The organism is Amycolatopsis sp. NBC_01480 (assembly GCF_036227205.1).
In the GTDB taxonomy this organism is placed as follows: Bacteria; Actinomycetota; Actinomycetes; order Mycobacteriales; family Pseudonocardiaceae; genus Amycolatopsis.
On record NZ_CP109442.1, the window covers coordinates 9,932,470 to 9,945,369 of the forward strand.

General features: G+C 71.6%; 13 protein-coding genes. 2 read left to right on the top strand and 11 right to left on the bottom strand.

All coding sequences use genetic code 11. The annotated features are described in order from the left end of the window. Nucleotides 1–88: 88 nt before the first annotated feature. The 9 genes from OG371_RS46330 to OG371_RS46370 form a co-directional block, all read right to left on the bottom strand. The gene (locus OG371_RS46330; protein WP_329063953.1) at nt 89–2,359 is read right to left on the bottom strand and encodes a polyribonucleotide nucleotidyltransferase; all 2,271 of its coding nucleotides are present in this window, start codon (nt 2,357–2,359) and stop codon (nt 89–91) included. 233 nt (nt 2,360–2,592) lie between these two features. Continuing rightward, nucleotides 2,593–2,862, bottom strand: coding sequence for a 30S ribosomal protein S15 (rpsO, locus tag OG371_RS46335; RefSeq protein WP_091616679.1), 270 nt, complete (start codon nt 2,860–2,862; stop codon nt 2,593–2,595). Nucleotides 2,863–2,990: 128 nt separating this feature from the next. After that, on the bottom strand, nt 2,991–3,470 hold the full coding sequence (locus tag OG371_RS46340) for a 2'-5' RNA ligase family protein (protein WP_329063955.1): 480 nt from the start codon (nt 3,468–3,470) through the stop codon (nt 2,991–2,993). Nucleotides 3,471–3,473: 3 nt separating this feature from the next. Then, the gene (locus tag OG371_RS46345; RefSeq protein ID WP_329063956.1) at nt 3,474–3,947 is read right to left on the bottom strand and encodes a helix-turn-helix transcriptional regulator; all 474 of its coding nucleotides are present in this window, start codon (nt 3,945–3,947) and stop codon (nt 3,474–3,476) included. A 125-nt stretch (nt 3,948–4,072) separates the two neighbouring features. Then, nucleotides 4,073–5,041, bottom strand: coding sequence for a bifunctional riboflavin kinase/FAD synthetase (locus tag OG371_RS46350; RefSeq protein ID WP_329063957.1), 969 nt, complete (start codon nt 5,039–5,041; stop codon nt 4,073–4,075). A gap of 43 nt (nt 5,042–5,084) precedes the next feature. Continuing rightward, nucleotides 5,085–5,999, bottom strand: coding sequence for a tRNA pseudouridine(55) synthase TruB (truB, locus tag OG371_RS46355; RefSeq protein ID WP_329063959.1), 915 nt, complete (start codon nt 5,997–5,999; stop codon nt 5,085–5,087). A gap of 120 nt (nt 6,000–6,119) precedes the next feature. After that, nucleotides 6,120–7,442, bottom strand: a complete 1,323-nt coding sequence (locus OG371_RS46360) for an MFS transporter (RefSeq protein ID WP_329063961.1) — start codon at nt 7,440–7,442, stop codon at nt 6,120–6,122. A 144-nt stretch (nt 7,443–7,586) separates the two neighbouring features. Next, nucleotides 7,587–8,411 (bottom strand): PhzF family phenazine biosynthesis protein, encoded by an 825-nt coding sequence (locus OG371_RS46365; RefSeq protein WP_329063963.1) that lies wholly within the window; start codon nt 8,409–8,411, stop codon nt 7,587–7,589. A 107-nt stretch (nt 8,412–8,518) separates the two neighbouring features. Then, nucleotides 8,519–8,878, bottom strand: coding sequence for an excisionase (locus OG371_RS46370; RefSeq protein WP_329063965.1), 360 nt, complete (start codon nt 8,876–8,878; stop codon nt 8,519–8,521). 68 nt (nt 8,879–8,946) lie between these two features. On the opposite strand from OG371_RS46370, the gene OG371_RS47580 reads away from it, so the two are divergent. Together OG371_RS47580 and OG371_RS46385 are read left to right on the top strand one after the other, a co-directional pair. After that, nucleotides 8,947–9,918: a Clp protease N-terminal domain-containing protein gene (locus tag OG371_RS47580; RefSeq protein ID WP_442876061.1), complete on the top strand. Its 972-nt coding sequence runs from the start codon at nt 8,947–8,949 to the stop codon at nt 9,916–9,918. 71 nt (nt 9,919–9,989) lie between these two features. Next, nucleotides 9,990–11,087 carry an FAD-dependent oxidoreductase gene (locus tag OG371_RS46385; protein WP_329073454.1) on the top strand — a complete coding sequence of 366 codons (1,098 nt, stop codon included), beginning with the start codon at nt 9,990–9,992 and terminating at the stop codon, nt 11,085–11,087. 14 nt (nt 11,088–11,101) lie between these two features. Here OG371_RS46385 and OG371_RS46390 read toward each other — a convergent pair whose 3' ends face one another. Continuing rightward, entirely contained in the window at nt 11,102–12,445 is a 1,344-nt protein-coding gene (locus OG371_RS46390; protein WP_329073455.1) for an MATE family efflux transporter, read from the bottom strand. A gap of 233 nt (nt 12,446–12,678) precedes the next feature. After that, nucleotides 12,679–12,843, bottom strand: a complete 165-nt coding sequence (locus OG371_RS46395; RefSeq protein ID WP_329063967.1) for a hypothetical protein — start codon at nt 12,841–12,843, stop codon at nt 12,679–12,681. Nucleotides 12,844–12,900: the final 57 nt, after the last annotated feature.

Below are 12,900 nucleotides of genomic sequence, written 5' to 3' on the forward strand. Positions count from 1 at the left end.
ACTCACATGCCGTGAAGGCCCCCTTACCAGCGCGGGTAAGGAGGCCTTCACGGACAACTGCTGCTACGCGCTGTGGCGAAGCGGTGTCTTACTTGGCTTCGGCCTTGTCGGCCTCGGCCGGGGCGTCGGTCGAGTCGGCGGCCGGGGCAGCCTCCTCTTCCTTGACCACGATCAGGCTGATCTTGCCGCGGTTGTCGATGTCGGCGATCTCGACGCGGAGCTTGTCGCCCACGTTGACCACGTCCTCGACCTTGTTGATCCGCTTGCCGTTGCCCAGCTTGGAGATGTGCACCAGGCCGTCCTTGCCCGGCAGCAGCGAGACGAACGCGCCGAACGCGGCCGTCTTCACCACGGTGCCGAGGAAGCGCTCGCCGACCTTGGGCAGCTGCGGGTTGGCGATGGCGTTGATCAGGTCGATCGCCGCCTCCGCCGACGGGCCGTCGGCCGCGCCCACGTAGATCGTGCCGTCGTCCTCGATGGAGATGTCGGCACCGGTCTGCTCGGTGATCGAGTTGATCATCTTGCCCTTCGGGCCGATGACCTCGCCGATCTTGTCCACCGGGATCTTCACGCTGGTGACGCGCGGCGAGTACGGGCTCATCTCGTCCGGGCCGTCGATGGCCTCGTTGATGACCTCGAGAATGGTGAGCCGGGCGTCCTTCGCCTGCTTCAGCGCGGCCGCGAGGACCTCCGACGGGATGCCGTCGAGCTTCGTGTCCAGCTGCAGCGCGGTGATGATGTCCTTGGTGCCGGCGACCTTGAAGTCCATGTCGCCCATGGCGTCCTCGGCGCCGAGGATGTCGGTCAGCGCGACGTAGCGCGTCTCGCCGTCGACCTCGTCGGAGATCAGGCCCATCGCGATGCCCGCGACCGGCGCCTTCAGCGGCACGCCGGCGTTGTACAGGCCCATGGTGGACGCGCAGACCGAGCCCATCGAGGTCGAGCCGTTGGAGCCCAGCGCCTCGGAGACCTGGCGGATCGCGTACGGGAACTCGTCCCGCTTCGGCAGCACCGGCACCAGGGCGCGCTCGGCGAGCATGCCGTGGCCGATCTCGCGGCGCTTCGGCGAGCCGACGCGGCCGGTCTCACCGGTGGAGAAGGGCGGGAAGTTGTAGTGGTGCAGGTAGCGCTTGTGCGTCTCCGGGGAGAGCGAGTCGATCTGCTGCTCCATGCGGAGCATGTTCAGCGTGGTGACGCCCAGGATCTGGGTTTCGCCGCGCTCGAACAGCGCCGAGCCGTGCGCCCGCGGGATCACCGCGACCTCGGCCGAGAGCGAGCGGATGTCGGTCAGGCCGCGGCCGTCCATCCGGATCTTGTCGGTGAGCACGCGCTTGCGCATGATCTTCTTCGACAGCGCCTTGAAGGCGGCGCCGATCTCCTTGTCGCGGCCCTCGAAGGCCTCGCCCTCGCCCAGGCCGACCTTCGCCAGCACGGTGGCCTTGACCTCGTCGGTCGCGGCGTCGCGGGCCTGCTTGCCGGCGATCTGCAGGGCGTTCGCCAGGTCGTCGGTCGCGATCGCGGCGACGGCCTCGTAGATGTCCTGCTCGAAGGCCAGGAAGACCGGGAACTCGCCGGTCGGCTTGGCGGCGTCCGCGGCCAGGCGCTGCTGCGCCTCGCACAGGACCTTGATGAACGGCTTGGCGGCCTCGAGGCCCTCGGCGACCGAGACCTCGTCCGGCGCCTTGCCCCCCGCGGCGATCAGGTCGAGCGTGTGCTCGCTGCCCTCGGCCTCGACCATCATGATGGCGACGTCGTCGCCGACGATCCGGCCGGCCACGACCATGTTGAAGGTGGCCTTCTCCAGCTGCGACCAGGTCGGGAACGCGACCCACTGGTCCTCGATCAGCGCGACGCGGACGCCGCCGACCGGGCCGGAGAACGGCAGGCCGGCGATCTGGGTCGACGCCGAGGCGGCGTTGATCGCGAGCACGTCGTACGGGTCGTCCGGGTTGAGGCTCTGGACGGTGATGACGACCTGGATCTCGTTGCGCAGGCCGTCGGCGAACGACGGGCGCAGCGGCCGGTCGATCAGGCGGCAGGTGAGGATCGCGTCGGTGGACGGGCGGCCCTCGCGGCGGAAGAACGCGCCGGGGATGCGGCCCGCGGCGTACATGCGCTCTTCGACGTCGACCGTCAGCGGGAAGAAGTCGAAGTGCTCCTTCGGGTGCTTCGACGCCGTGGTGGCGGACAGCAGCATGGTCTCTTCGTCGAGGTACGCGACCACGGCGCCGGCGGCCTGCTTGGCCAGGCGGCCCGTCTCGAAGCGGACGGTGCGGGTGCCGAAACGGCCGTTGTCCAGCACTGCTTCTGATTCATGCACAGTGGTTTCGTGCACGGTGACTCCGGTGGAGTCGGTCATAGGGTGTATCTCCTCTTTAGTTCCTTCGTACGACGCGAGTCTCCCATCCTGGGACCCGTTACGCCTGAGGACGCTCGAGGAGTGAGGCCGGTCTTCGATCGAAGCCCCCGGGCCGTCTGCCCGGGAACCACTACCGAGGACCGGCGGACGGTTCCTCCAGCGCGCTCGCGCCGCCTGTGGGTGGTACTAGGCCGAGGGGGAGCGACCGGCGGTCACTCCCCCTCGGGTTACAGCTAGCGGCGCAGGCCGAGGCGCTTGATCAGCTCTCGGTAACGCGCCACGTCCACCTTCTCCGTGTAGTTCAGCAGCCGGCGGCGACGGCCGACCAGCAGCAGGAGGCCACGACGGGAGTGGTGGTCGTGCTTGTGCTCCTTGAGGTGCTCGGTGAGCCCGACGATGCGCTTGGTCAGCAGCGCGACCTGCGCCTCCGGGGATCCGGTGTCCGAGTCGTGCAAGCCGTACTCGGCCAGGATCGTCTTCTTCTCATCGGTGGACAGTGCCACTGGGGTAACTCCTCATACTCAGTGCCGTGGGGCCCGGGCCGCGCTGCGCGGCCGGGTAGCCGGTCTCGGCCGCCACGGACTGCAGCCGGACCCGATCATCGAGATTACCAGCCGTGTGATCTGCGCCTTCAGGCGCGGTGCAGGCCGAATGCCGCGACCTCGCGGTACGGCCGGCCGTCGCTCGCCATCAGCACCACGCGCCCCGCGGTCCAGGCCCGGCCGGCGAACCCGGCGAGCCGTCGCGGCCACTCCCCCGGGCCGCTTTCGCGCGGGAACCGGGCGAGCGTGAGGTGCGGGCGATACGGCCGTTCGGACTCCGCGCCGGCGGCGTGCGCCAGGTCGGCGAGGCCGTCTCCCCGGGCTTCCAACCACAGGACGCCCGGAAAAGTTCCCGCGGGGCCGAGCCGGACCTCGACCGGCGGCCGTCCGGCCAGCGCGGTGCGGAGAAAGGAGGTGCGCTCGCCGATGTCGGCTTCGCCGTAGAACGCGAGCGTGACGTGCCAGCCCGCGGGCTCGGCCCAGCGCAGCGCCGGATCACCGTCGCCGAGCGCGTCCGCCACCTCGGCGGCGACGTCGGCCGGCGGCCTGAGCGCGGAGAACAGCCGCACCGGCTAGTGGCTCGCCCCGGCGCGGCGGAGCAGGTCGGCGATCGCCGGGAAGTCGTCGTCGAGGCGCTTGGCCGCCTCGGCCAGGTCCTCGTCCTCCGCCAGCTCGCGCAGCGCGGCGAGCACCGTCTTGTCGTCCGAGCCGAGCGGGATGTTGTCGCGGCCGACCGTGGGCCGCGCGTCGCGCACGTCCTCCAGCGCCGACTGCATCGCGTCGCGGTTGCCCGCCGCGACCTCGGGCACGAGGATCTTGCGCTCGAGCATGATCATCCGCGCGAGCACCACCGGGTTGCCGATCTTCGCCCGCCGCCCGCTCATCACCTGGCTGAGCATCGGCGCGCTGATCCCGAGCACCTCGGCCAGGAAAGCCTGGGACACGTCGAAGGCCACCACCAGCCTGCGCACACGGTCACCGAGCGGCTCCCCGTACCACTCCCGCTGCAGCGCCACGTTCCGCTGAACGATCTTGTGGTCCTCCACCCGTTCCGCTCCCCCTCAGCCCCACGTCGTCGATACCGCTGGTGAGTATCTTGCCACCGCGACGGCCTTCAGGTGACCGGAACTGCCCTTTCCGCCCCGCGGTGTGCCCGACCAGGGGAACACGCTCAGTCGCCGGCGGCCAGCTCCTTGCGGGTGCGGGCGACGTCGTCGTCGATCTGCGTGACCAGGTCTTCGGAGCGGGTGAAGCGGACCTGGTCGCGCAGGCGGGTCACGAAGTCGAGCGCCACGTGCTGGCCGTAGAAGTCCTCGTCGACGTCGAGCACAAACGCCTCGACGGTGCGCTCGCGACCGGAGAACGTCGGGTTCGTGCCCACCGAGACGGCCGCGCGCAGCCGCCGCCCCGGGTCCGACGAGCGCGTGAACCAGGCGACGTATACGCCGTCCGCGGGCACTGCGGCGAACCGCGGCGTGGACAGGTTCGCCGTCGGGTAGCCGAGGTCGTGGCCCCGGCCGTCACCGCGCACGACGATGCCCTCCAGCCGGTGCGGGCGGCCGAGCGCGTCGGCGGCCGCGACCACGTCGCCCGCGTCGATGCACGAGCGGATGTAGGTGGAGGAGAAGGTGATGTCGTTGGCCGCGCGGTCGCCCTCGGCGAGCGAGCGGCCCTGCAGCTCCGCACCGTAGGCCACGAAACCGAAGCGCTGGCCGAGCCGGCGCAGCAGCGCGACGTCGCCCGCCGCCTTGAACCCGAAGGTGAAGTTGTCGCCCACCACCACGGCCGCGGTGTGCAGCCGGTCCACCAGCACCTCGTGCACGAACTCGTCCGGGCTCAGCTTCGACAGCTCGAGCGTGAACGGCAGCACCGCGAACGCGTCGATGCCCATGCTCTCGACCAGTTCGGCCTTGCGCCGCAACGTGGTCAGCTGCGCGGGGTGGCTGCCGGGGCGCAGCACTTCGGACGGGTGCGGGTCGAAGGTCAGCAGCACGCTCGGCAGGCCGCGCTCGGCCGCCGCCCGCACCGTGCGCGAGATGAGCGCCTGGTGCCCGCGGTGCACGCCGTCGAACACGCCGATGGTGACCACGCACCGTCCCCAGCCGCCCGGGAGGTCTCCCAGCCCACGCCACCGCTGCACTGTCCTCAACTCTCCCCGCGCCGGTGTCTGCTCGGAGCCCACCCTATGCGGGGAGCAGGACCACCACCGACCGGGCCGCACCGTCGGTGTCGGCGGCCAGCGCGAGCACGCGGCCGTCGGGCGCGAACAGGCCGTACGTGCCTTCGATGCCGACCGCCGGGATTCGCTGGCCGTGCCGGACCGCGCGCGCGGCGGCCGCGTCGAGGTCGTGGCGCGGGAACGCGGCGGCGACGGCCGCGTCCAGGTCCAGCGACAGCTCCGGCTTCTCTTCGAGCTGGTCGAGCGTGCGGGCCTTGGCCAGGGTGAACGGGCCGACGGTGGTGCGCCGCAAGGCCCGCAGGTGGCCGCCGACGCCGAGCGCGGCGCCGAGGTCGCGGGCCAGCGCGCGGACGTACGTGCCGGACGAACACTCGACCACGGCGTCCAGCTCGACGCGGTCGTCCTCGCGGCGGGTGGACAGCAGGTCGAAGCGGAAGACGGTGACCGGGCGCGGCGGGAGGACGACCTCCTCGCCGGCGCGCACGCGGGCGTACGCGCGCTTGCCGTCCACCTTCACGGCGCTGACCGCGCTGGGCACCTGCTGGATGTCGCCGGTGAGCGCGGCGATCCCCGCGGCGATCTGCTCGTCGGTCACCTTCGCGACGGCGCCGGGCTCCGCCTCGGTGAGGGTTTCGCCCTCCGCGTCGTCGGTGGTGGTGGAGCTGCCGAGCGAAAGCGTCGCGAGGTAGGTCTTGCGGTCCAGGGCGAGATGGCCGAGCAGTTTGGTGGCGCGCTCGATGCCGAGCACCAGCACGCCGGTCGCCATCGGGTCGAGCGTGCCGGCGTGGCCGACCTTGCGGGTGCCCATGATCCGCCGGGCGCGCGCGACCACGTCGTGCGAGGTCATTCCGGACGGTTTGTCGACGATCAGCAGACCGGGCGGCGGAGCGGGGCGGCGCGGTTCTTTCGGGCGGGACACGGGAGAAACCCTATCCAGACCGGGTGCGGCGGGCAGCGGGCAGGACTCGGCCTGAGTCCGTCAAGGCCTCCTTACCCGCGTGCCACGCGGGTAAGGAGGCCTTAGCGGCGGCTCTGGCGGTCAGGCGGCGACGGCGGGCACCGGGGCTTCGGGGACGGTGTCCCAAGGGCGGCGGCGGATGCGCACCGGCACCGCCTCGCCGCGGGCTTCGGCCGCGAACAGGTGCGCGCGGGCGCGGCGCCACCACACCAGCATCCGGGCCGTGCCCACCGCCAGCACCACCACGACGGCCAGCAGCGCGACGCGGAAATTGCCGCCTGTCCACTGCAAAAGCACGCCGACGGCCAGCGCGGTGATCGTGGTGGCGACGAAGCCGCCGACGTTCACCACCCCCGTCGCGGTGCCGACCCGGTGCATCGGGTTGTAGTCACGGGCCAGCGCGAAGCCGATCATCGACGCCGGTCCGCCCAGCGCCAGGAACGCGAACGCGGGCACCAGCACGCCCACCGGCAGCGGCCCGCTCCAGCCGAGCAGCACCGCCCACACCACCGCGGCGCCGCCGAGGTACCCGCCGACCAGCGGCATCCGCAGCGAGGGCCGGCGGCCGATCAACGTGCCCAGTAGTGGGCCGCCCGCCATCGAGCCGAAGACGAACACGGTCAGCAGCGCGCTGGCCGTCGCCGGCGGCAAACCCTGTCCCTGCACCAGAAACGGCAAACCCCAGAGCAGCGTCAGCACGTTCGGCGCGAACATCGTGGTGAAGTGCACCCAGAAGCCCAGCCGGGTGCCGGGCACCCGCCACGCCGTGCGGACCTGGCGGGCCAGCTCGGCCGCGCGCACCGGTTCACGGACCGGCTCGGGCACGCCGAGCGGGGTGTCGCGCACGCGCAGCAGCACGGGAACGCTGTACAGCAAGGTGATCGCGCCGACGGACAGGAAGGTGACTGTCCATCCTGGACCGTCGAGCAGCAGCGTCAGCGGGACTGTGGCGGCGAGGTTGCCGATGTAGCCGACCGCCGAGGTGAACGACGTCAGCAGCGCGTACTGCCGTCCCGGGAAGTGGGCCGCGACGAGCCGCAGCACACTGACGAACGTCAGCGCGTCGCCGAGCCCGAGGACACCGCGGGCCAGGAGGCCGACGCCGTAAGTGCTCGCGAAGCCCAGCAGCAGCTGGCCGAGCCCGAGGATCAGCGCGGCGGCGGTGAGCACCCGCCGCGGGCCGTACCGGTCAACCAGTACGCCGGTGGGGATCTGCATCGCGGCGTAGACCCCGACCTGCAGCACGGTGAACGTGCCGAGCGCGGCCGAGCCGACGCCGAAGCGTTCGGCCGCCTGCAACCCGGCGACGCCGAACGAGGTGCGGTGGAACACGGCCAGCAGGTAGACCGTGACCGCGGTGAGCCAGATGAGCCAGGACCGGACGGTGGCGCGGCCGGGCGACAAGGGTTCCTCCAGGAGGTAGCGGTTCGTCAGGGGAAGACGCCCACGCTGCCGCCTCGAAAGTTGTATCGCCTCAGCAAGCTCGAAACATAGCCGTTACCTGGGTGGTTTTCGCCACAGCGCCGAGCCGGCCGGTCCCGGCCCTGGTCACGGCAGCCGGACCGATCCGGTGATGCCGATGACCGTGTCACCGCCCACCCAGATGTCGGAGCCGTCCCGTTCGACGTGGACGCGGCCGCGGCGCCGGAGGCGGGTGCCCTGGGCGGCGACGTAGGACTCCGGCGCCTGCCCGGTGCCGATCAGCCATTGGCCGATCGCGGCGTTGAGGCTGCCGGTCACCGGGTCTTCGGCGGTGCGCACGAAGGCGCGGACTTCGAAGGCCGTTTCGCCTCCGGACGGGTGCGGGCCGACCACGCCGACCTTGTCGTGCTCACCGAAGGCGGCGGCGTCCGGCTCGATCGCGAGCACCGTTTCGGCGTCCTTGAGCAGGAGCGCGAGCCACCCGGGACCGTTGTCGGCCCACTGCGCGCCGACGACGTCCTCGTCCTTCAGGCGCAGTGCGCGCTTCACCTGAGCAAGATCCGCGGGATCGACGTCGCCGCCGCGGATCAGGGGCGGCGCGGCGAACGCGAGCCGGTCCCCCGTGCGCCGCACGCGCACCAGTCCGGCCCCGCATTCCTGGACCAGGTCCGCGGCCTTCGGCACGCCGCCGGCTTCGAGCCACGCCCGCGCCGAGCCCAGCGTAGGGTGCCCGGCGAAGGGCAGCTCGCCTTCGGTGGTGAAGATCCGCACCCGGTAGTCGGCGTCCGCGTGGACCGGGGGCAGCAGGAAGGTCGTCTCACTGAGGTTGGTCCAGCGGGCGAACGCGGCCATCTGCTCGTCGGTGAGCCCCTCGGCGCCGTGCACCACGGCGAGCGGGTTGCCGAGCAGGAACCGGCCGGTGAAGACGTCGATCTGGTGAAACGTGCGCATGCTGCCCACCGTGGCATCGCGGGGGCGGGCGGGCCAGCGAATTCCGGCCTGCGGACGGGTTGCTTCCGGGCCAGCACGCGTGCATCGGCCGAGCCGCTTCCAGGCGGCTACTTCCGTTCGAGCGCGGCCAGGCGCAGCTCGAGCTGGTCGACCCGGTGCCGGAGCAGGGTGACCTGGGCTTCCAGGCTGACTTCCCGTTCGGCCCGGCGCTGGATGCGCGGGGAAGCCGCGGCGCGCTCGATCACCGCGTCCAGCCGGACCAGGCGCTGCGGCCCGTTCGGGCCGTCCACCAGCCGGGACTCGATCTCACCGTTGCGGTACCAGGACCGCAGGGCCGAGCGGGAGACGCCGGCCTCGGCCTCCGCCTTGGCCAGCGTGACCCAGGGGGTCTCGTCCAGCCGCTCGAACAGCTCCAGCTCGTTCTGCCAGCGCGCGAGCCGGTCCTCCCAGTCCGACGGTGACTCCACAGCACCCTCCCTTCGGCATGGTGACCCTGTCAATATCAGTGTATTGACAGGGTTGCAACCATGGAAGCATGTTCGAGAAATTCACCGTGAAGGCCCGTCAGGTAGTCGTCGCGTCCCAGGAAGAGGCCAGACGGCTCAACCACAACTACATCGGCACGGAGCACATCCTGCTGGGGTTGCTCGAAACGCAGGACAGCATCGCGGCGAAGGCCCTGACCCAGCTCGGGCTGGACAAGGAGACGGCGCGGGCCGACATCGCCGCGGTGGTCAAGCCCGGCACGGACGAGCGGAGCGGCCACATCCCGTTCACGCCGCGCGCGAAGAAGACGCTGGAGCTGGCCCTGCGCGAGGCGCTGCAGCTGCGCCACAACTACATCGGCACGGAGCACATCCTGCTCGCGCTGGTCGCGGAAGGTGAGGGCGTCGGCGCGAAGGTGCTGGCCGAGCGGATCACCCCGATCGGCAAGATCCGGGCCACCGTGCTGGCGGAGCTGAGGGGTGCGCAGGAGGCTCCGGCCGGCAGCCCGTGGCCGTCCGGCACCGCCGCCACCGAGGACACCGTGTCCACCGCCAGCGCGCTGGCCGGTGGCTCCGCGGTCGGCAGCCATCACCTGCTCGAGGCGATGCTGCAGGCGGAGAACAGCATGGCGGCCAAGGTGCTGCGCGAGCTCGGGGTCGACCCGGCCGCGGTGGCCGCCAAGATCGACGAGCTCGACCCGGAGACGACCACCGACGCCAACCCGGAGGAAACCGCCGCCCGTCAGATGGAACTCCGGCTGGTCGGCGAAGAGGTCCACCTGATCCTGCGCGACCCGGGCACGGTCACGCTCGCCAAGAAGGTCACCGAGCTGTCCGACGGCCCGATCCGCGGCGCCGGTCCGGTCGCCGGCCTGTTCGTCCCGCTGTGGCGGTCGGTCAACCAGCTGCTGGGGCAGTTCCAGCACGTGCTGGAACCGGAAGCCGAAGAAGCGGGCGGATCCGCCGCGGGCAAGGTGGCCAAGGCCGTGCGCTCGGTGCTCGCACCCCGGCTCCGCGGATGAACCGGCCGGGCAGTGCTTCCAAAACGGTTACCGGGAACGGAAACCAGCCGGAGAAGCCAGGGACCGTCGCCATCATCGGGGCCGGTCTGGGCGGGCTGATCCTGGCCCGGATGTTGCACCTGAACGGTTTCGACGCCGTGGTGTACGAACGTGATCCGTCACGCGGCGCGCGCGGTCAGGGCGGTATGCTCGACATCCACTCCGGGCAGCCGGCGCTGCGCGAGGCCGGGCTGATCGACCGGTTCCACGCGATCGCCCGCCCGGAGGGGCAGGACATGCGGCTGCTCGAGCCGGACGGCACGCTGCTGCTGCAGGAGGACACGCCCGAGGACGCCCCGTCCGCGCGGCCCGAGGTCGACCGCGCCGATCTGCGGGACCTGCTGCTCGATTCGCTGCCCGAGGGCATGGTGCGCTGGGGGCACGCGTTCGAATCCACGGCCGATGGGCGGGTGCACTTTTCCGCGGGGCGGAGCGCGACGTACGACCTGCTGGTCGGGGCCGACGGCGCGGAGTCCCGGGTCCGCGCGCTGCTCACCGACGCCCGTCCGGCGCACACCGGCCAGCACGTTGTCGAACTCGGCATTCCCGATGTCGATCGCACCCACCCCGACCTCGCGGCGATGGTCGGGCGTGGCAACTACTGGGTGCTCGGCGACGGGTTATCCCTTTCGGCGCAACGCAATGGCGACGGCCGCGTCCGCGTCTACCTCGGCTTCTTCCACACCGCCGAGGACTGGATCACCACCAGCGGCATCCCGTTCGACGACCCGGCCGCTGCCCGGGCACGCCTGATCGAGGAGTTTGACGGCTGGGACCCCCGGTTCACCGCCCTGATCGCGGCCTGCGACGACACGGTCCAGCCCCGGTCGATCACCACGCTCCCGATCGGCCTGACCTGGCCGTCGACTCCGGGCGTCACCCTGCTCGGCGACGCCGCGCACCTGATGCCGCCGGTGGGCCAGGGCGCCAACATGGCGTTGCTCGACGGCGCACGGCTCGGCCTCGCGCTGGCCGCGCACCCGGACGACTTTCCCGCCGCCGTCCGGGAATTCGAACGCGAGATGTTCGAGCGCACCGGCGCCGCCGCCCGGATGTCCGCGGACATGCAGGAACTCCTGACGTCCCCGGACGCCGCCCGGCGGATGCTGGCGTTCTTCCAACCGGCCTGAAGGCCGCTGGGGCGTCAGCGCACGGCGCCCACCACCGCCCATTGTCCCGAGCGCCAGCGGAAGAGGACCGCGGCCAGACGCAGCACCATGAACAGCGACAGGCCGACCCAGATCCCGGTCAGCCCCCAGCCGAAGGCCAGTGACAGCCAGATCAGCGGCAGGAAGCCGACGCCGGCGCTGACCAGCGTCGCGGTGCGCAGGAAGGCGGCATCGCCGGCCCCCAGCAGTACGCCGTCGAGGGCGAAGACCACACCCGCGATCGGTTGCAGCGCCACGAAAAACCACCAGGCGTGCGGTATTTCGCCGAGCACTCCGGGGTCCGAGGTGAACGCGTGCGGCAGCGTGGTGGACAGCGCGGCGAACAGCACGCACAGGAAACAGCCCAGCATCAGCCCGTACGCGACGATCTGGGAGGCCACGCCCCGCGCCTGCCGCGCGGCCCCGCCGCCGAGCGCCGCGCCGACCAGCGACTGCGCGGCGATCGCGACGGAGTCGAGCACCAGGGAGAGGAACGTCCACAGCTGCAGCACGACTTGGTGCGCCCCGACCGCCTCGGTGGACGTCCGCGCCGCGACGGCCGCCGCGGACACGAAGCACGCTTGGAACGCGAGGCTGCGCAGCACCAGGTCGCGGCCAAGGGCGAGCTGCGCGCGCATCACGCCGAAGTCCGGCCGCAGCGGCACGCGTTCGCGCACCAGCGCCACGAGGAACATCGACGCGGAGACGATCTGCGCCACCACGTTCGCGATCGCCGAGCCCTCCAGCCCGAGATCCGCGACATAGACCAGGAGTGGGCACAGCACGGCCGAGATCCCGTTGCCCGCCAGCACATAACGCAACGGCCGGGCCGCGTCCTGCACGCCGCGCATCCAGCCGTTGCCGGCCATGGTGACGAGGATCAGCGGCGCCCCGAACAACGCGATCCGCAGCCAGGACACGGCGGCCGCGGCGATCTCGTCACTGCCCGACAGCGCCCGGGCGATGGGCTCGGCGAGCAGCTGCCCGGCCACCAGCAAAACGAGCCCGACGAGGATCGCCAGCCAGGTCGCCTGCACCCCCTCGCTGACCGCCTCGGACCGCCGCCCGGCGCCGTGCAGCCGAGCGGTGCGCGAAGTGGTGCCGTACGACAGGAAGGTCAGCTGCGTGGAAATCTGCGACAGCACCACCCCGCCGAGCGCGAGCCCGGCCAGCGGCAACGCGCCGAGGTGCCCGACCACCGCGGTGTCGACCAGGACGTACAGCGGTTCGGCGGCCAGCACACCCAGCGCGGGCAGGGCGAGGCCGAGCACGCGCCGGGCCGGGATGCGGTCACCGGGGCTGGAGCCGGAGCCGGTCCTCGGCTCCGGGGCTTCTGACAACGGGGCTTTTTCGGGCACCTCCGGAGGGTAACCACCAGCACCGACAGTTTCGGGCTGGTCGCCGGGGATCACAGTTCCTGGTTGACCGGCGGCGGGGTTCGGGCCGCGCTTGGCCACGAGTTCCGGCTGTGTGCGGCCACGATTTCCGGCTGGGCGGCAGCAAGATCCGGACCATGGCCACGGGCCCTGGCGGCCCGCGGTCACGGGTTCGCGCCCGCCTGACAGCGCCGGTCTCAGCCGCCGGGGATCAGGCGCCGAGGAGGACTGGCAAGGTGGCCGTTCCCGCCGAGGCCGGCCTTGACGTCGGCGTAGCGCGTGACCAGCCAGATCGACGCGCCATCCGGCGAGTTCGCGCGGTGCACCGGGCCTGCCTCGCGCAGCCGTGCGTACGCGCGCACCGGGTCGTTCAGGAAGCCGCCATCGAACTGGACAGCGTCAGATCGGACAGCATCGGA